This is a genomic window from Paenibacillus marinisediminis, assembly GCF_054343325.1.
Genome location: NZ_JBTGUH010000009.1, coordinates 93,572 through 113,775, shown reverse-complemented (window position 1 = coordinate 113,775; position 20,204 = coordinate 93,572). Strand labels below are relative to the sequence as shown.

Sequence of the window (20,204 nt, the reverse complement as noted above, 5' to 3'; positions counted from 1 at the left end):
ATGAATAGTGTCGAAATTAGAGTAGAAGAGGAGAAAGTAGTCGAGGTTATTGGGAATGTAACAAGCCCTTTTGTCGTGCTTTCTGAATTAATTAAAAATGGTGTAGATGCAAACGCAAAATCGGTTACAGTTCATATTGATACATTGAAAAACACGATAAAGGTAATTGATAATGGTGACGGTTTTACGATTGATGACATATTAAATATTGGAAATATAGCTTCGTCTAGTAAAAAGAGAGACAATTATCTTTATAACAAAAATGGGGAAATGTTACTAGGAAGTAAGGGTCTTGCGTTCTATTCTATGTTTTCCTTAGGAGACAAAATTGAAGTGAAGTCACAGAACACCCAGGGACAAAAATATTATTTTGAATGGTCAAAGGGTGAAAAGAAGTACTACTATACGCAGGTTGATGATGAAAACTACACATTAGGAACAGAGATACTGATTTCTGGAGTTGAAGAAGATAATATTCTTTTATTGAGTTCAGAAAAAGAGTCAAGTAAGTTTAAACATATCTCATTATATAACTTTCAAGAGAAACCGACAGTGCCAAAAGTAATAGTGATTAAAGATGGAGTTCGATTTGATTTGGATGTCGAAAACATTAATGACTTTAAAGAAGAGTTTAATGCAGTTGTTTCATTTAGATACGAACATGGAACGAATACATTAAAATATAAATATGATGTAGACGATGCTAGGGTTAAGAATACCGAGCTGGCGATTGAAATAGGTAATTCAGTTGATGTGAACGATATTTTAAAAAAAGTGTACTCAATTAAGCCAATTGGACTGTCTTTTGAGGACTTTTTAACGAACGGATTAGTAGAACGTAAGGAGATATCTGTCCCAAATTTTGAAGGTAAATGGTTTATGAAACGTGATCGTAGAAGCGAAAAATTTCACAAATTTGAAAGTGGGATTCGTCTGTATGTTAATAAATTTGCTTTATATAACTACTTGAATAAAAATAATGATTGGCTTCAACTAACCAATGTTAGCCAAGTTAAGAAGAATAATAACTTTAGGCAACATAATGTATATGGCTATGTGAATTTTGATCAATTCAATGAACTGGATTCTAGCCTTATGATATCGAATGAACGTGGTGGATTCATTGAGAACATCAACTACCACAAATTTATGGATATCTTATACATATATATTCTGTACATCACAATCAATATAGATTATGCGATTAAAAACAATTGTTTCATTCACACCAGTAATGGAGGTCAAGGCCAAGGAGGTCAAGGCCAAGGAGGTCAAGGCCAAGGAGGTCAAGGCCAAGGAGGTCAAGGCCAAGGAGGTCAAGGCCAAGGAGGTCAAGGCCAAGGAGGTCAGGGCCAAGGAGGTCAAGGCCAAGGAGGTCAGGGCCAAGGAGGTCAAGGCCAAGGGAGTCAAGGCCAAGGAGGTCAAGGCCAAGGAGGTCAGGGCCAAGGGAGTCAAGGCCAAGGGGGTCAAGGCCAAGCTACCCCAAATGAAGAAGAGGAAAATAAAATATTAAAAATTCCCCAAATCACTATTTCTCAAGGGGAAAATTGTTATTTATTAGATCCAACTATTATTAATTTAACATATACAAATGGTTTAAGGATAATACCACGTAGCGCTTGCTCAATTGTTGATAATGTGTTTTCACACGACAATTCGCATGGCGAATATAGTATTGATTACTATCATGGGGATTTAAAAGAAACCTTATTAATAAAGGTCCAAAAGAGAAAAGTTACAGGCATGATCAATGATGATGATTTCTTCACAACTAGCAATCATTTCAACGGTACCATTGATTTAAGAGATATTAGTGGTTTAGTTAAGCAATTAGTAGGTTTGAAATATGATGAAAAGTATCTACTTTATGTCATTTCTTTCCGTGCTATTCTCGAAGAGATAGTCAAGAAATACTATTCTAAAAGGCCACTACTAACCCTTAATAGTGAGTTCAAAGATAATATTACAGGTATGTTATCTGATATTCAGTCTGTATTAAACATAAGAAGAAATGATCCGCTAGAGAGCAAGAAACTCGAAGTGAAAAAGGTATTCAAAGGGCATTATGCATTAAACAACTTTTTAGTAGGCGTGAACGTTAAATTTGCTAATGAGAATTATGATAAGTTTCTACATTCGTTAACCCATAATCCTTCAAAAATTGATAAGGGCCTGGCTCTTGAAGTCGCTAACGATATTATTTTACCTTTACACACATTGTCAAACTTATTAAGTGATCAAGGAATTATTTAATTGATATTGCCATCTTCCCCCTCCCAAGGTAACATCAACAACAATTTACCTTGGGAGGGGATTTCTTTGTCACAGCAGCCATTGCAAGATTGGATGAAGCCCGCGCTCGATGAGCGGTTTATTGATTTAGCTAGGATAATCAGTAAGCTTAATGAAATTGTTCTGTTACACCAAAAACAGTCTGAAGTCGAGCAACAGTTAAAGCAATAGATTACACCGATGCAGTTTCTGCTCGTTCTCGAATGGGAAGAAACGCTGAACCATCGGTATACTATTGCAATGGAACGGATGTACTATGCTGGACTCAAAGACGGCTTGCAAATGGCGCGAATGTATAGTTGTTGATCCAAAAACAATAAGATCGGACGCAGGTTATCGTTCCTTATTCACGCACTAGATCTTCTTGGCTTAGGCGGCTTTCTCTGATGGGGAGCCGCTTTTGATTTTTATTTGGGAAGTGGAATAAGTAGGTTGGGAAGTGGCATCGACTGATTGCTAAAATAGCGTTAAACTGTTAGTCTTCTTGCTTTTGTACTGAGGCTAATAAAATAAATAGGAATTCCTATAAAAAGGAGAGCTTGTTCCACTTTAGATTGGCTGAATAAGAAAGGGCATTTAATAAATCTATATCTGTACTTTATGACTGAGAATTTACTGATTTGCAGTAATGCTACCCCCTCACACTGTAGCGTAGAGTAGAGACTTCGCGCCGGAATTTGCTCGACATGCGGGTCCGGAAAACCAAAGCTCTGTCTGCTTTTGCCGCCATAGACCTTCTTTTTATCGGTACAGTATTCATCAAAAATAGGACTGATCAACCCCGAGAATTCCTCGTGCCAATCTGTTCGTTTGGCATAATGATATTCATCACCTGTATATTGTTCTCTTAATTCGGCCTCTTCTTGTTCATGCTGCTTATAGATGCGATCTTCAATGCTGTTCCATTTTGAGCCGTATTCTTGGACGATGTTAACTAAATGCCTGTTCAATTCTTGTACATCCATGGGGTTACACCTCTACCGATATGTATTATGAAATCATAGCCTGAATTTCAAACACATACAATCATTCTTTGATTCAAACCCCTCAAAAAAGAGAGATGAATGACTTCATCTCCCCTTAAACATGTTGTCTTTAATATTGGTAATACGGAGGGGGATAATTGCTCTGAGGTTGCTGCATCTGTTGATACTGGTTATACGCATGATGATGCGGCATATATTGCTCCATCTTGCTGCAGTAACTATATGGGCCTATATAGGTTGTGGGTTGAACAGGTGCGATGACTTGCTTCCATAGATGTTCATCCATACAATAGGTATGCGCCATGATATGGGGAGGAGTAAATTTCAATATGTCCGAACCTAGAATCACCTCTGGAGTCGGAGCGTTGAATATAGCCAAGAGATGCGTATTGTCAACGGTAGCGATCTCATAGTGCCACCAGCCTTGCGGAACGTTTGCCACCTGTCCAGGAGTGATCGGGTAATCTTGAATTTGTTTGGTAAAAGGGTTCAGCATCGACACAACCGCCGCACCAGAGATACAGTACACAAGCTCAGCGGCATTCTGGTGATAGTGCGGCTCAACAACATTATTAGTACTTAGGAAAATGTCCAGAAGAGACACGTTATCGAGTGTATTCAGCTGTTCTACACCTAATACGTTAATATAGTTTTGATTATCTTTCCTGAACAAGGGACTTGTATTGACGTCGAACGTGAATTGAGTTGATGGGGAGGTATAATCAATATTTGAAACCATTTGTATCAGCTCACCTCTTTATCTGGTCACAAGGCTACAATTGACCTTTATAGGCAGGTTATGCACAAACAAGGAGCTGGGTGTTCGTTTATTTCAGCAAAGGACAATTTACACGAAAAGATGTTGTGTACCCAACAAAATAACGATTGAGCCAAATCCTATGATTATTTTCCCTCTAAATCTGATAGATGATGAATAGTCATCACTTGGTTCAGAATCATCACCAATTCTCTTGAACACCCAAGATTCGGGATTTCTAATAGCGTACAAACCGAAAGCGATGATAGCAACTCCAAACAGTAAAATGCAAATAAACATGAGATCAACTCCTTCAGAGAAATGTACGATGTTAATTACAAAATGTTCCCAACAACTCCATTAAAAAGCGTTATAATGCAGCATATAGGTTTTCAACATGATATACATTCTCCACGATTGGACTGGTGCATAACATGACACATAGAATGGATGTCGTCGTTAAAGGGGTTATCCTAAATGAGGACAAGATATTAATTGTACAACGAGCTGCTGATGATGAAATTGGCGGTGGGACTTGGGAGTGTGTTGGGGGAAAAGTAGAGTTCGGAGAAGATCTAGAACCGGCATTAGTACGAGAAATTAAGGAGGAAGCTGGTTTAGACGTAACGGTTGAGAAGCTGTTATATGCCACTACTTTCCTAATAGGTGCAACAAGACAGGTCGTCATTCTCACCTATTTATGCCACAGTACGCATCAAAATGTTGTTCTCTCAGAGGAACACACGGATTACCGATGGTCAACACAAGACCAGCTAAAGTTACTTTTGACTCCGGAAATCATTCGTGATTTCGAGAAAAATAATGTGTTTTCCTTGCTAGATATTGATTCTATCCTTGGATAAGATACGAATATAGCAGGAGGATTTATTTTATGGAGCTGAAGCGGCTAACAGATCGCGTTTTTTTAATACTATGTTTAGTAAAGAGTCCGATAGGCCGGTTCTTGGATATATAAATGGCCAAAGGCGTTCTCTAATGGTGGACTCAGGCAATTCTAAAAAACATGTAGTGGTGGCGGTAGTGTCAATACATGAGTAAGGGGGTTCGACTCCCCTCGCCTCCATAGTCGTACAAAAAAAGCCATCAACCAAGTAATCCGGTTGGTGGCTTTTCGCTTTGTGTGAGAAAGGAGGGGGATGTGGATGTTTGCGGATAAGCCGATTCGCCAGGTCATTTTCTCATTTACAAGCCGATTATGATTTTCCCAAGCCACATCCTGTAGCCTATAAAAAAATATTGATAAAATAATACATAAAATATAATATATGTAATATAACTGTTGTTATATTATTGCTGAGGAGGAATTCTTATGCCCCCGAAGCCGAAAGTGACGCGCGACATCGTTCTGGAAGCGGCACTCGGGCTGGTACGCGAAGAGGGAATAGATGCTGTCAACGCACGCAACGTCGCAAAAAGGCTCGGCACCTCCACCCAGCCTATCTTCAGTCATTTTTCTTCAATGGAGGAACTGAGGGAAGCAATCTACGCTTATGCCGAACATCTGTACAACGCGGCGATGCTGACGGCGATGCAGAGCGGCGGTAACGGATTTCTGGCGATGGGCCTTGCTTACATCCGGTTTGCACGAACGGAAAAAAAGCTGTTCCAGCTTCTGTTTATGTCTGGCCGGCTTCGGCAGGAGAAGGTGGCGGATATCACCGGCACAACCGAGGGCGACGACCAGGTTATTGCAATGATCGGAAGCATAACCGGCCTTTCGGTCGACCAAGCGCGCAAGTTGTATGCCGGCATCTGGTTTACGACGCACGGCATCGCCTCACTGGTCGCAACAAACAGCAGCACGATGGACGACGAGGAGGCGCAGGCCGTATTGAACAGCATGTTTAAAGGTTTGTTGGTTACACTCAAAAAAGAAGGCGAGGAGCTTTAACCATGTCCGTGACTTTCATCCGCAACCATCCTTACATCGCCGCCGTCATCGCGGCGTTGATCTGCACTATTCTTACCGCTGTCGGTTCCGCGACCGCCCAAATTGCCGAATTGGCGGAAGTCCCCGCTTATCTCGTCATGGCAACATCCGTGGTATTGTCCATTTTGGCGGGCCTATTTTTGCTGCGCCGCTCTGGCCTCTCGGCCAGCGAGGCTGGTTTCCGCCGGCCTGCATCCGGCAGCATGCGCTCCGTCTGGCTTTGTGTGCCGTTGCTGCTGGTGGAGGCGATTCCGCTTGCCGTTTACGGCCCCGCGTTTACCCGTCCGGGAGCCGAATATGCGGCACTGGCTCTGTTCACCGTCGTTGTTGGCTTCAACGAGGAGCTTTATTTTCGAGGCCTGGCCTTCTCTTTCCTGTTGGGAAAAAGCCGAAAGCAGGCCGTTATCGGCTCGTCCCTAATCTTTGGCGTGCTGCATGCCGCCAACGCCCTGAGCGGGACACAGCCGGTCGAAGTGCTGTTGCAGATCGCTTTTGCTTTTCTCGTCGGCCTTGCGCTTGCACTCATCGTCAGCATTACCCGCAGCCTTTGGATCGGCATTGTGTGGCATGCTGTCCATAATTTCATCTCTTTCAGCACGGAGCTTGCCCTCGACTGGACGGCGCTGGCCGTGATTTCGGCTCAGGTGTTGATTATGTTGGTCTACACTGTCGGTTTGTGGAAACACGGCACGGCCTTGAACGGCGCCGGCGAAGCCCTAGCCAAAATAAAAAAAGTGACTTACTTTTAGTAGTAAGCTCCATAGAAGTGACAAAACCCTTGGTATACAAGGGTTTTTGTCGTTTATATATGAAGTTCTAATTGTTTGCAGCTTTTTATGAAAGCCTGCTTATTTACCGCTTGGCAATATTTTATTCAATGCTATGGCTGCAATGGCAGACGGTAAAATAGGCGAACCGAGCAAATATTGTACGAAAGTCGGTAAAGAATTCAAGTAATCTTTAGGAATGAGTACTAACGCTAAGGTTATGATCATCGGTACAGCAATAATATACATCTCTTTTTCGCCAATGGTTTCATTTTTCATCACTTGTATACCGTTAATCGCGATGATGCCGCATATGATAGCGAATACGCCACCGATAACAGCGGTTGGAATCGAAGATATTAAAGCAGCTAATTTGCCTGAGAAACCGAAGACGATAAACCATGCTCCTACAGACAGAAAGACTCGGCGGCTCGCAATGCCTGTGATAGAAATAATACCTGCATTTGTGGAATAGCCTGTTACAGGAGTTGATCCGAGAAGAGAAGAAATAAGGCAGCTAATTCCTTCTCCAATAACACCTTGGTTAATATTTTTATCGGTTAACGGTTTATCGATTACGTTGCTAACGGCAAACCAAGTACCTGTTGTTTCAGCTAGCAGTACGAGATAAATAATGACCATTGTGATAATGGCAGAAAAGTTAAAAGAAAAGCTGAAATCAGCAAAAGGAATCTTAGGCATACTAAACCACTTTGCGCTTTCTACAGCCGTGAAATCTAAGATACCCATAAATTTTGCAGCAACACATCCGGTAATCAATGCGACCATCACAGACATAATTCGGAATAGCGATCCTTTATTACGGAACAAAGAGCCCAGGATCACGAAAAGAATGAGCACAGAACCGGAAATAAGGGCTAATAATACGTTTTGATTAATAGTAGCGTCGGTGGCTGCATAAATATTGTCTCTGATCGCAACCGGCAATAAAGAAAGACCTACAATGAAAATGATCGTACCGCCTACAATGGGTGGGATAAACGATTTAACAATTTTATTGAAAATTCCCGTATAGCCCAAAATAATCATTAAGATCGCACCAATTAAGCTGGCCCCGAGCACGGAACTCCAACCTGCTTCCCCGCCGCCGCTTGCTGCATAAATCGTGATGATGGCGCCTAGCGGAACATAAGAAGGACCTTGGGCGATAGGCAGTTTCATACAGAAATAAGTTTGCACTATCGTTGCAAGCCCAGCAGCAATAAAAGTAGCTTGAATCAAAGCATTTGATTGATCGGCTTGTAAACCGATTAGCATCGCTATGAGGAAAGGCACCACATAAACGTCCATGGCCAATACATGTTGTAAACCTAGAAGAGCGGACTTACCGAATGAGATTTTTTCATCGGGTAAGACCGTTAGATGTTGCGACTTCACTTGAGCTTGATCTTGCTTGTCTGCTTGTGTTTTCATTCTAAGATGCGCACCTCGAAGTTTTTGTAGTTATTTCTATTCCTAACGTGAATGAACTTTATTGCCCTGTACCCAGACTTCGCGGATATGCTCAGGCCTTGCAAGGTACATGATTTTTTGAAAAACATCATGTAAATCTTCATTCTCATTAAAAATTGGCAACTTGGCGGATGGACATTTCGTATCGATGATTTGCATATCCCATGCATAATTTTCTTGAATACGACCGATTGGCAAGCTTAAACCTTCTCCGCCGCCAGCAGTAGCAAGATAGAATGCTTCATCAATCGTAAGGCGTGATCCGGGTACGCCACGGTCTTTGGCAGGAAGGGAGGCATTAACACCATCTTCTAGCATTCTGGAGGATATGACAGCTTGTCTGATGTTATCGAAAAGACTAGGTGAATAACCACCAGAAATATCAGACCCTAAACCGATCTCGACACCTTTGGAATGGAAGTGAGCGATTGGGATGACGCTATTGGCAAAATACGCATTTGATATTGGACAATGAGCAATAGCCGTTCCTGTTTCAGCAAACAAATCCACATCATGATCATCTAGGAAATTACAATGTGCCATTACAGATTTATCACGCAATAGACCGAAATCATGCAAGGCAAAGGCATCGTTCTTATCGAATCGATCCTTTACATAACCGTGTGCCCAGTCACTTTCGCTGCAGTGGGATTGAATATATGTATCATATTTAGCTGCTAGCTCTCCTAAACCGTTTAAAGCATCGTCTGTACAGCTTGGAATGAATCTCGGTGTCACTACGGGATAAACGCCTTGTTTAGTGGATTTGGCTAATTCTCGTACAGCTAGAATGAATTCTTCCGTATCCGCTAGTGCCGTATGTGTGTCCGTGTCGCGATAGTATTCTGGATTTTGCTGTGGATCATCCATGACCACTTTCCCAACTAATCCACGTTGGCCTTTATCAGCACATATTTCAGCTAATAATAAACTTGCTTCTTTATGTACGGTTGCAAAATAAAGTGCTGTCGTTGTCCCGTTTGCGAGTAAGGTGCTTACTAAATCGTCGTAGACCTTTTGTGCAAAATTCAGATCCGAGAATTTAGACTCGAGTGGGAAGGTATAGGTATTCAACCAATCATAGAGTGGAATGTCTAATGCGGTTCCAGATTGAGCCCATTGCGGCGCGTGAACATGCAAGTCGATAAAACCAGGCAAGAAATACTGACCTTCAGCTAATGGATGAAAGTTGTGTTTACCTTGATAAGTATCTAGCAAAGGTTGATAGTCGGAATGTTCCGGTGCAACGATTTTTTCAATCATCCCGTCACTATTGATACAAAAAAGATGGTCTTTTAATATTTGGATTTCTTTAGGGGATTTGCTTGAAAAAGCAGTGCCTAGGAAAATTTCTTTATATTTATACATGGATACCACCCTAATGTTCGTCTTTTAAACCATATTTGTTATTATAGTCTCGATGAAAATTGATGTCTATACCAAAAAAGACGAATGATTGTAAGTTTTTGTCATAGAAATAGTATATGCCATACCTTTAACATGAAATAATCTAGCTTTTGGAAGGAATATTTAGGTTTAATAGAGAAGAAATATCATATAACAACAAGAAATATCATTAAATTTGTCTTTTTCAATCTTTACACTGTTAGTTAACGAAGTAGATCGCCTGCTCTAGTATGCTATTGAAGGTGATCTTTTTTTATATTATCGCTAGTTAGTACATCTCATATGCCATATCCAAGTATGGAGGGTATCCATGTTTAGACAGAGAGAACTAGGGATTACGAAGCATTTTATTGGAGCTTTTGTATTGATTATTATTATTCCATTCATGTTGTTTATCACCATATTCTATAAATACTATTCAACCTCGTTGATTCAAAGGTCAATGGATCAGATTGACCAACAGCTCGATATAGCATCTAACAGTATGAACGCGGAGTTGAAACGAGCTTCACTTACAATTGCTACGATCGCGAATGTGAGCGACCATGTGATATTGGATGCCGTCTCAGAGTGGAGCAACAGCGCGTCTTCAGTAGAGAAGATTCAAATTGCGCGTGATATCGATGCCTACTTAAATATTATTTCGAATTACAGCAATGAAATTGTAAGCGTTATCTTTACGTTAAAGGACGGGGGTTACTATTATTTTAAGAATCCGCCTGCTATTTCCGATTCCTCCATTCGCAATCTGCCATGGTATCAAGAGGCACTAAGGAGCAGCAATGGAACAACAGTTATTGTCGATAGCTTGAACGGCATTACTTCAGATCAACAGGACATGTTTACTTTTCTACTTCATCCGGATCGATCTTTGGAAACAGAGGTTGAGATGGTCTATTTGACGACGCACGCCTCACTTCCAGATTTCATTCAATCTAATCCTGAAATTAAGCAATTCATTATTGATCGTAACGGTAATCGAATCGTGAATCAGAACAATCACGATAAGGTAGATCCCGAAATTATGATGGAGCTATCCAAGATGGTGCAGAAGCCATCTCATGATCGAGATGATGATTATTCTTATGTACAGATAAACGGTGAAAACAAGCTTCTTAAGCTGTATTCGTTTGAGAAGACCGATTGGAGCATCGTCAATATATTAGATGAGAGCATGGTTACGAGGGATGCGGATCAATTCTTAAAGATGTCCGTCATGTTCCTGTTCGGCAGCTTCGCTTTTTTCATCCTATTTCTACTATGGTTTTTTCAAGACATCCTTAGGCCGCTGCAGAATCTCATTGTAGCGATGAGAAAGGTGGAGAAAGGGGATTTTCTAACTGAGGTGAAGGCAGACGGAAGAGGCGAGGTTAAGCGACTAGGCTATTCCTTCAATCGCATGGTTTCTCAAATCAGAGATCTGATTGCAGAGCGTGATTCGAAGGAACGAGCGCGCAGCCAGGCTGAGATCGAAGCTTTGCAGTCACAGATTAATCCTCATTTCTTATCAAATACATTGAATTCCGTTCGCCTTATGGCCATGATCGCGAAGACAGACAATATACGCAAAATTATTGACAGCCTGTCCGCCCTGCTGATTCATGTATTCCGTGAACCGAACTCGCTGGCACCGATTGGCCAAGAGATCAAAGTACTAGAGTCATACGTGCATATTATGCAGGTTCGTTATGGAGGTAAGCTTAATATCCAGTTTAATATCGATGACACGCTCTTGGACTACAGCATGCCTAAGATGCTGCTGCAGCCGATTCTAGAGAATGCGATATTTCATGGATTGGATCAGCAAGATATGAACGAACTCATTGAGGTAAAGGCGATTCGTCATGAGCTTGGCGTATGTTTTACCATCACGGATTATGGTAAAGGAATGACGGAAGAACAAGTTAGGGGATTGCTGCAGCAGGGTGAGAAGCTCCAGCGCGGCAATTTCAGTGGGTTAGGTGTACATAATGTGTTGAAACGATTGGAGCTTAATTATGGTCATCCGTACGGTTTGGAGATTGATAGTGAGCTAGGTAGAGGTACTATCGTTACGATTCTGCTTCCACTTGAACATGAACTTTCATTGAAAGGACGGGCCGTATGATGAATGTAATGATAGTCGAAGATGAGACGATTATGAGATTGGCATTATCTACTCTAATTGACTGGGAATCGAACGGATATCGAATTGTGTATGAAGCGAGCAATGGTTATCAAGCACTTCAGTATATAAAGGAACATCAAGAGATCGACATTGTGATTACGGATCTGAAGATGCCGGTGATGGATGGCTTAGAGCTTATTGATGAGCTTAATCAGTTGAATGGAGCTGCTCCGCATGTCGTCATTTTAAGTGCGTACGATGATTATGAATTTGTCAGGAAGGCATTCAAGAAGGGGGTACATGACTATATTCTGAAATCGGAGATGGATCCGAATGTTGTACTGGATCTCTTGAATCGGATCAAGCATAACTGTGAAGTTGAACAGTCGATGTCAGAGCAGTCGAGGGAAATCCATAAGGGCGAACGGATCCGGCTGAAACAGCAAACGATTCGGGAATGGCTTGAGATCGGCGTGAATCCTCAGTTGGAACCTTCAATGCTGGAGGATCTGAACATGCGGTTGGAATGGTCTAATATTACAGTCTCCATGATTCGAGTAGAGGGCTTTGCTCAGGTACAGGAGCGGTATGGTTCGTCTATTGGGGAGTTTGTAGGTTCCGTTCTAAAGTCTATTGATCAGGTGCTAACAGAGGCGGGAACGGGCGAAGTCATCAGCTGCAATCCGTATGAGTACGCGGTGCTGTTATCGTTTCGAACGAGCAGTTTAATGTATGTTCGGCAGTGTATCTCGCAGATCCTGGATCAGATCATATTTGTATTGAAGGAATACATCAATATTCAAGTCACGATAGGAGTTAGTGAGCTTTGCGAGGAGTTGAAGCAGCTCCCGGCGTGTTATCTTCAAGCTCGAAAACATGCCGATCTGCGCTTTGTCATTAACAAACATCGAATCATTTACCCTGAGGATGCTAAACAATTCTTGACGCAGTCGGGAGAGACCTTGATCGGAAAAGAGAAAGCCTTGCTGGATGCATTGAAGGAGGGCGAAGAGCAAACGGTGCTGCAAGAGCTAGACCATATGTTTGCGCGTATTAAGCGTTCTGCCTCTATGGGAAATGAGGTGCTGCGTGCCCGATATATGGAACTCCTCATGATATTAGTGAAGTTCATGAATGATAACGGTTATGTACATAACCAGGATATAAATCAGATAGAGGACGTCTATCAAGTGGCTTGGCAGATGGACTCCGCCGATAGCTTGCAGGCCAGAATTTCAAGCTTGGTTCAACAGCTGCTTCAAGAGGCAGATAAGAGGGCAAGTCAGATGAATCGGGTTGTAGCCATCGCACAAGCGTATATTAAGGAGCATTATCGTGAAGAAATTACACTTGGGAAAGTAAGCGAAATTGTGCATTTAAGTGAGAGTCATTTCAGTACGTTGTTCTCCAAAGCGGTAGGAGAGACTTTTAAAGAGTTCGTAACTAAGGTACGCATGGAAAAGGCAATGGAAAGCATGAAGAAAGAGCCTTATTTAAAGATCTATGAGATTGCAGAGCGAACGGGGTATGCAAGTACGGAGCACTTTAGCCGGGTATTTAAGAAGATAACGGGAATGAGTCCGTATACGTTCATGAGATCGGTGTCTAAATAGCCCAAAACTATATCATGATTTCGAATGTTTTATCATTCTGGCCTCTTATCGTAAAGGCTATGATAGAACCAGCAGATGAACATAGCCTGCATCCAATAAGTATAGGGGGAATGTTAGATGCATCAAGCTCGACCTCGTGTAACACGTATATTGTGCATGATCATGATCGCAGCTTTAATGGTACCATTTTTTTCTGGTTGTTCATCATCTAAGGGAAACTCAACCAATGAAGGACAGTCTGCTCAGACAGAGACCAAGCAGGAAGCAAAGCAAGAAACCAAACAGCCAGAACCCAAAAAGGAAGAGCCTGTTACTTTGAAATTTCCAATCTGGTCAACGATTACGGAGGATTTGCTTACTAAGCTGGATCTTGTAAACGAATACAAAAAGGTTCACCCCAATGTCACCATCGAATTGGAGCTGTTAAAGGATACAGAGTATGAAAATACGATGAAGATCCGGAACGCAGCGAAAGAATTGCCGGATATTATGCCGCTGAAATCTTCATGGTTGATTAATTTCAAGGATAATATCTTGCCTCTGGATGACTTAACGGCAGCCCAAAACAATATATTCGCAGCTGATTTCAAGGTGGATGATCATATTCTTGGCGTGCCAGAAAGCCAATTCAATGAGTTTGTCTGGTATCGCAAGAGTATATTCCAGGAATACGGAATTGAGATTCCGAAGACTTGGGGAGAGTTTGTAACTGCTGCTAAAACGATCAAAGACGGCGGCAAATATATTCCGATTGCAATGGGCGGCAAAGACGCTTGGCCGAACTATCCTTTCAACGAATTTATGCCTGCTCTAGTAGCAAACGACGGGGATTACTGGTCAACGATGGCGACGATGGATGAGCCTTTTACGAAGGGCCAGGGTTTCTATGATTCATATGTGAAAATTCAGGAACTGTACGATGCAAAGGTAATGGGTCCTGATCCACTCGGTGTTGGCTTTGATCAATCCAAGCTGATGTTTGGTTCCAAGCAGGCGGCGATGATCGCTCTTGGTCAATGGTTCGGCAGTGATCTGAAATCGATGACGGATGTGGATATGAATGATATAGGCGCCTTCTTGTTGCCGGTTCGTGACTCAGTAGATCAGCCATTTAATACGATTTCGATGGTAGATACGTTCTATACGATTCCGAAAACGTCGAAGCATCCTGAGGAAGCGAAAGAATTCCTGAACTGGTTCTTCAGTGATGCTTGGTATCCAAAATATATGACCGAAGCTCAACTTCAATCGACGGTGAAGGATGTTAAGATTGATTTAGGTTCAACGTTCGCTGGTGCTTTTGACATCCCTAATCTGAATTATGTGACTTATAAAGGCGGCAGTGAGGAGTACAAGAAGATTGAATCGGCGATTAAGTTTGATGTGAAGAAGATGGGGCAGGACATGATGGCAGGCAAGGAATTCGATAAGATGATGCAGGAAATGAATAACAGCTGGAAAAAAGCCCGTTCCAAATAAAATAAGTCTCAATTGAATGTTGAGCAATGAATGGAAGGTGGCTACCGTTTAGACTAGCCACTTTCCTTATATATAAATGGGATGGAGGGGCAGACATGAAGACGATTTCTATGCAAAAAAACATACTGTTATTCACTTTTTTATTTATTCCTGTATTGCTGCTGTTGCTGTTTGTGCTTTACCCGCTATTCGAGCTTGTCAGAATGAGCTTTACCGATTGGAATGGAGTGGCTGCCGAACAAGTTTATATCGGTTTCGACAATTACATTAAGATGTTTACCGATTCGCCAGATGTATGGCTGTCGCTTCGCAATAACGGGATCTACTTCGTCTTCCATTTAATCATGATTCCACTAGAATTAGTGATTGCGGTCGTGTTGGACAGTAAGATTCGAGCCAGCAAGTTTTTCAAGGCCGTTATCTTCATGCCTTACATTATCAATGGGGTTGCGATTTCGTATATGTTTGCCTTCTTCTATAGTCCCATTAATGGTGGCTTGAATGGCATTCTAGAAGTGTTTGGGCTAGAATCGCTCATACAAAATTGGCTGACAGATGAATCCGTAGTGAATCTCAGCTTAGTGTTTGTATCGATATGGCGATTCTCAGGCTTCCATATCATCTTATTCCTGGCAGGCTTGCAATCCATTCCCCAGGATCAATTCGAGGCAGCTAAGATCGATGGTGCGAACAGCATCCAGAATTTCTGGTATATAATCGTTCCTGGTGTGAAAAAGGTGCTGGAGGTTATCTTATTCTTAAATGTCGTCGGGGCTCTACAGGTGTTCGATATTCCGTATATCATGACACAGGGCGGACCAGGTCATGCGAGCAGCACATTCACCTTATATACTTTGGAGACGGCCTTCAAATTTAGCAGCTTCGGTATGGCTTCAGCGATGGCTGTTACCATGTTAGTTCTCATTATTGTCCTGAATGGTGTACAGAACAAGCTGTTCAACCTGAAGGGAGTTGGTGAGGAATGACACTTCGATTAGCAAGCTCAGTTAAGAAGCTCGCCGTGTATGTCATTCTAATTATGATTTGCTTGGTTATTTTTATACCCTTGCTCATCACGTTGTTCGCTTCATTTAAGTCTGCGATGGAGATTGGCTCCGAATTTGCTCTAAAGCTGCCTAATAGCTTTGATTTCGATAACTACCAAGTTGTACTGGATAAGGGAAAGTTTTTGTTGGGGTTTGGTAACTCTATGTTCCTTGTTGCAGTCAGTGTCGTCATTAATGCAATGTTAGGAACAACGACCGCCTATGCCATTAATCGCTTTGATTTTCGTGCGAAGAAGATCATTCTCGCTCTCTTTGTAGCGGGTATGATTATGCCCGGTATGATTACGGAGATTTCACGTTTTACCATCATTAATAATCTTGGACTTTATAATACGATTTGGGCCCCGGTCGTGATCTATGCAGCAACGAATCTGGTCCAGCTCTATATTTATACACAGTTTATCAATGGTATTCCGAAAGAATTGGATGAGAGTGCGATGCTTGATGGATGCTCGTACTTTGGTGTCTTCTTTAGGATGATCTTCCCTCTGCTGCTGCCGGCAACTGCAACATTGGCTATTATTAAAGCGGTTGATGTGATGAACGATATGTATGTTCCATATCTTTATATGCCTGCAATCGAACTAAGAACGTTAACTACGACCTTGATGTATTTTAGCAGTTCGAAGTTTGGAAGCTGGGATTATCTAAGCGCTGCGATTATTTTGGTCATGCTGCCGACACTTGTGATTTACCTTCTATTTTCAAAGTACATTTTCAAAGGTATTGTAGCGGGTGCGGTGAAGAGCTGAGGTCGTGCACGGGTGGGAAGGTCAGAGCGAGATAACAGGTTATTTCCCCCGTTACAGCGGTCGGAACTCGCAAGTTAGGTGAGATAACGGGGAAAAACCGTGTTACAGAGACGAGGCCGTGTGCGGGTGGGAAGGCCAGAGCGAGATAACAGGTTGTTTCCCCGTTACAGCGGTGGAATCCGCAAGTTAGGTGAGATAACGGGGAAAAACCGTGTTACAGAGTCGAGGCCGTGCACGGGCGGGAAGGCCAGAGCGAGATAACCGGTTATGTCCCCGTTACAGCGAGAGCTCAGGGTGATCAACTATGTTGTATAAAGTACAACAATATTCCTATTATCGCGGATTATTGTAAGTATTGCTGTATTCCGTACAACATTTTGCCGTTATAAATGGTTATGCTTAGAGGAAGCAGTAATGCTTTTGAAATGGGATAGTAACAAAACAGCATTGTGGGAATTAATCAACTGCAAAAAACCTTGCTGCACTTCATATGCAGCAAGGTTTTTTATTTTTGTTAGTTACTCTCTATAGCCGTATTAGAAGTGTTCTATTATCATGATTTCTTCTGTGGCACAAAGGCATAGTCGAACACGAATTCCTTCTCCGTCAAACGATATTGCGGCAGTGTATAAGGACCGCAGCTTCCGGAACCGACTCCGGTCATCGCATAGTCAATGTTCCATACGGTACTGCCACTCTTCTGCAGCTCGAAATGATGCTTCTTAGCAGCCAGCTCTTCGCGAGTATACTCCGAAGCGCAGAAACTAAAAGGCTGTGCGCTGCATACCTTGATCGCCGCAGCCGCACTTGATAATGTGCATTCTTCGGTATCATAGTGCGAACCGTTCTCCTGCGGATAAATATAGTTCTCGAAGAGATCCGGCACTTTGGCATCGAATTTGCTCTTGTAGCTGCTGGCATGCTTATCGGCGTAGCTCTCATGCGGACCATAGCCGAAATAGTCGCAATGCTGAAAATCTTCCGTCAGGAAATAGCGCATGCCAAAGCGCGGCAGATAGGCAAGGTCCTTGCGCACCGATACCTGCAAACTCACTTCGACGGCGCCGCTGCCATGCACTTTGTAGATGGCCTTGATCGTACAGAAAGGCGCTGCGCGATCAGCTACAAGCGACAGTGGGCAAGTAATGGTAACACATGTATCAGATTGTTCTACCGATGTTTCGTACGTATAGGCATAAGCCGCATTCAGCCGCAAGCTTTTCCAGGAACGTTTGCTGTGACTGGCAATCCCAGACTCGATCATATCGTTATCGGTAGGGGCGCGGTAAATATCAAATTCAGCCGGTTTAACAAAACACTCCTTGCCGTCTACCACATATGAATCAAAGGTACCGAGTGCCGCATTAAAATGATAGGAAAATGCTTCGCCGCTCACCAGCCATCCGGTCTCGGTCTGCTTAGCCGATACGGTGTGATGCGACACCGGCAAGATCACACTTGATGCCTCTGTGGACAGATCAAATTGATCAAACCCTAGAGATGTCCCGGCAGGGATCAGCGGATGTTCGGCCTTTTGCAAATACTCCAATTTCAGATACACACGCGAGCCGTCAATTTGCGGCAGTGAAAGCGGCATTTGAGCTTTCATGTGCGGAGCAAGGTTGAAATCGGCAAGGCTGCCTTCGGCTACCTTTGTACCGTTTTGCTCTAGTGTCCAGACGATGGTAAGAGCCTCGGAAAGGTCAGCAAAGTCTAGCTTGTTTTCAGCTACAAACGTGTTTCCTTCCCTTGTCACATGCACAGGACGCGCACAGTTCTTTAGCTCCAGCAGACCGGTGTGCGGCGTGCGGTCGGGATAAACTAGACCGTCTACACAGAAGTTCCCATCGTGCAGCACTTCGCCAAAGTCCCCGCCATATAGATACTGCGCGTTACCATCAGCATCGTGCTGTAACACAGCGTGATCGCACCATTCCCACACAAAGCCGCCGGCAAAACCATCATAACGATAGAATAAATCATAGTATTCCGTTAAGCTGCCTGGACCATTGCCCATGGCATGAGCGAACTCACACAGAATCAATGGCTTTTTGCATTCCTTAGCCAGCTGTTCAGCGAATTCAATTTCCGGGTACATATAGCTTTCCACATCTAGAATATCAAAGCTGAATTTGCCCTGATCCTCAGGTACAAGCAGCTTCGATTCATAGTGAAGAAGGCGTGTGTTGTCCAGATTCCGCATGACGTCAATAGCGGCTAATGTATTGACACCAAAACCGCTCTCGTTGCCAAGTGACCAAATCAGCACGCACGGACGGTTGATGTCGCGTGTGACAAGACGCTGCACACGATCCACAACAGCCGTTTCAAATCGCGGATCATGATGCATCAACGCATACCAGTGATCCTCACGTTCGCCGTGGCTCGACCATGCGCCATGCGTCTCCATATCACCCTCGTCAATCACATAGAAGCCGTATTCGTCACACAGATGATAGAATTCCGGTGCATTCGGATAATGCGATGTGCGAATGGCGTTAATGTTGTGCTGCTTCATCAACTGCAAATCTCGCACCATCTGCTCACGTGAAGCCACATATCCGGTGTCGGGATAGCTGTCGTGACGGTTTACACCCTTTAGCTTGATAGGCTGTCCGTTGACGAGCAGCACATTGCCCTGTGCAGAGATCGTGCGAATCCCAATCGTGTCTACAATCCGCTCCTGCAAGGTGTCGAGCACGACCTGATACAAATACGGTTGCTCCGCATTCCAAAGCACAGGGTGATCTAGGGTCAGGCACAGTGTGTCATCGCAAGTTTCTCCCTGCGCGACAAGAGTGCCTGCTGCGTCCAGTATTTTAATAGATTTGCAAAGTGCTGTACCGCAATCTTCAAAACGGAAAGACAAGGTGGCACTGTCTTGTTGTATCGCTGTTTGCACCACATAATGGCGTACATGATGCTGCGGGCGTTTCAGCAGATATACATCACGGAATATGCCTGACATGCGGAACTTATCCTGCGCTTCCAGATAGGTTCCATCACACCATTTCAGAACGACGACGGCGATCTCGTTCTCCCCATCTCGTAAGAACGGGGTAACATCATATTCAGCAGTGGAATGGGATACCTGGCTGTATCCTACTAATGCACCGTTGAGATATACATAATGACAGGAATCTACACCTTCAAAGTTCAAATAAAATCGCATTTCCCCTGCAAGCTCCACCGAGAAGGTGCGCTTATAGATTCCGCACGGGTTGTCTTTGGGCACATAGGGCGGATTATAAGGAATCGGATAATCAAAATTCACATACTGATGCTTGTCGTACCCGTGCATTTGCCAGTTGGACGGAACGGGAAGGACGCCGTCCGAAACGCCTTCCAGGGAAGCTTCAGCATAGGAAGGGTAATATGCAAACTGCCAGCTGCCGTTTAAGAGCAATACACGCTCATTGTTTTGTTTCGATGAGGTGGTTACGCCCGGTGCACAGGGAATATAATAAGCCCGGTCAGGCATTGTGTTTACCCTAACGATCTGCAAATCCTGGTGATAGTTGTAATTCATATGATCTCTCCATTATCGTTTGAT

The 20,204-nt window shown here is 43.1% G+C and carries 15 protein-coding genes; 10 read left to right on the top strand and 5 right to left on the bottom strand.

Going from position 1 to position 20,204, the window contains the following annotated elements:
- Positions 1 to 2,253, top strand: coding sequence for an ATP-binding protein (locus ACXX53_RS18205; RefSeq protein WP_458570108.1), 2,253 nt, complete (start codon positions 1 to 3; stop codon positions 2,251 to 2,253).
- Positions 2,254 to 2,319: 66 nt separating this feature from the next.
- Complete coding sequence (locus ACXX53_RS18200) at positions 2,320 to 2,463, top strand: hypothetical protein (RefSeq protein ID WP_458570107.1); 144 nt, start codon at positions 2,320 to 2,322, stop codon at positions 2,461 to 2,463.
- Positions 2,464 to 2,759: 296 nt separating this feature from the next.
- Here ACXX53_RS18200 and ACXX53_RS18195 read toward each other — a convergent pair whose 3' ends face one another.
- Together ACXX53_RS18195 and ACXX53_RS18190 are read right to left on the bottom strand one after the other, a co-directional pair.
- On the bottom strand, positions 2,760 to 3,257 hold the full coding sequence (locus ACXX53_RS18195) for a hypothetical protein (RefSeq protein ID WP_458570106.1): 498 nt from the start codon (positions 3,255 to 3,257) through the stop codon (positions 2,760 to 2,762).
- A 130-nt stretch (positions 3,258 to 3,387) separates the two neighbouring features.
- A complete protein-coding gene (locus ACXX53_RS18190) occupies positions 3,388 to 4,017 on the bottom strand; it encodes a cupin domain-containing protein (RefSeq protein ID WP_458570105.1) in 630 nt (209 codons plus the stop codon).
- Positions 4,018 to 4,469: 452 nt separating this feature from the next.
- Between ACXX53_RS18190 and ACXX53_RS18185 the strand changes: the two genes are divergently transcribed.
- From ACXX53_RS18185 to ACXX53_RS18175, 3 genes are all read left to right on the top strand, one after another.
- Entirely contained in the window at positions 4,470 to 4,898 is a 429-nt protein-coding gene (locus ACXX53_RS18185; RefSeq protein WP_458570104.1) for an NUDIX hydrolase, read from the top strand.
- Positions 4,899 to 5,365: 467 nt separating this feature from the next.
- Positions 5,366 to 5,947: a TetR/AcrR family transcriptional regulator gene (locus ACXX53_RS18180; protein WP_458570103.1), complete on the top strand. Its 582-nt coding sequence runs from the start codon at positions 5,366 to 5,368 to the stop codon at positions 5,945 to 5,947.
- A 2-nt stretch (positions 5,948 to 5,949) separates the two neighbouring features.
- Positions 5,950 to 6,735 (top strand): CPBP family intramembrane glutamic endopeptidase, encoded by a 786-nt coding sequence (locus ACXX53_RS18175; RefSeq protein ID WP_458570102.1) that lies wholly within the window; start codon positions 5,950 to 5,952, stop codon positions 6,733 to 6,735.
- A gap of 99 nt (positions 6,736 to 6,834) precedes the next feature.
- Here ACXX53_RS18175 and ACXX53_RS18170 read toward each other — a convergent pair whose 3' ends face one another.
- Positions 6,835 to 8,187 carry a uracil-xanthine permease family protein gene (locus tag ACXX53_RS18170; RefSeq protein WP_458570101.1) on the bottom strand — a complete coding sequence of 451 codons (1,353 nt, stop codon included), beginning with the start codon at positions 8,185 to 8,187 and terminating at the stop codon, positions 6,835 to 6,837.
- A 42-nt stretch (positions 8,188 to 8,229) separates the two neighbouring features.
- Positions 8,230 to 9,594 (bottom strand): guanine deaminase, encoded by a 1,365-nt coding sequence (gene guaD, locus ACXX53_RS18165; protein ID WP_458570100.1) that lies wholly within the window; start codon positions 9,592 to 9,594, stop codon positions 8,230 to 8,232.
- A 349-nt stretch (positions 9,595 to 9,943) separates the two neighbouring features.
- Here guaD and ACXX53_RS18160 point away from each other — a divergent pair, with 349 nt between their 5' ends.
- The 5 genes from ACXX53_RS18160 to ACXX53_RS18140 all read left to right on the top strand — a co-directional run bounded on the left by ACXX53_RS18160 (position 9,944) and on the right by ACXX53_RS18140 (position 16,651).
- Positions 9,944 to 11,740 carry a cache domain-containing sensor histidine kinase gene (locus ACXX53_RS18160; protein ID WP_458570099.1) on the top strand — a complete coding sequence of 599 codons (1,797 nt, stop codon included), beginning with the start codon at positions 9,944 to 9,946 and terminating at the stop codon, positions 11,738 to 11,740.
- On the top strand, positions 11,740 to 13,353 hold the full coding sequence (locus tag ACXX53_RS18155) for a response regulator transcription factor (protein WP_458570098.1): 1,614 nt from the start codon (positions 11,740 to 11,742) through the stop codon (positions 13,351 to 13,353). The genes ACXX53_RS18160 and ACXX53_RS18155 overlap by 1 nt, the downstream gene beginning before the upstream one ends.
- Before the next feature lie 117 nt (positions 13,354 to 13,470).
- A complete protein-coding gene (locus ACXX53_RS18150; RefSeq protein WP_458570097.1) occupies positions 13,471 to 14,832 on the top strand; it encodes an ABC transporter substrate-binding protein in 1,362 nt (453 codons plus the stop codon).
- 95 nt (positions 14,833 to 14,927) lie between these two features.
- Positions 14,928 to 15,818 carry a carbohydrate ABC transporter permease gene (locus ACXX53_RS18145; protein WP_458570096.1) on the top strand — a complete coding sequence of 297 codons (891 nt, stop codon included), beginning with the start codon at positions 14,928 to 14,930 and terminating at the stop codon, positions 15,816 to 15,818.
- Positions 15,815 to 16,651 carry a carbohydrate ABC transporter permease gene (locus ACXX53_RS18140; protein ID WP_458570095.1) on the top strand — a complete coding sequence of 279 codons (837 nt, stop codon included), beginning with the start codon at positions 15,815 to 15,817 and terminating at the stop codon, positions 16,649 to 16,651. The genes ACXX53_RS18145 and ACXX53_RS18140 overlap by 4 nt, the downstream gene beginning before the upstream one ends.
- Before the next feature lie 553 nt (positions 16,652 to 17,204).
- Here ACXX53_RS18140 and ACXX53_RS18135 read toward each other — a convergent pair.
- Entirely contained in the window at positions 17,205 to 20,180 is a 2,976-nt protein-coding gene (locus ACXX53_RS18135; RefSeq protein WP_458570094.1) for a glycoside hydrolase family 2 TIM barrel-domain containing protein, read from the bottom strand.
- Positions 20,181 to 20,204: the final 24 nt, after the last annotated feature.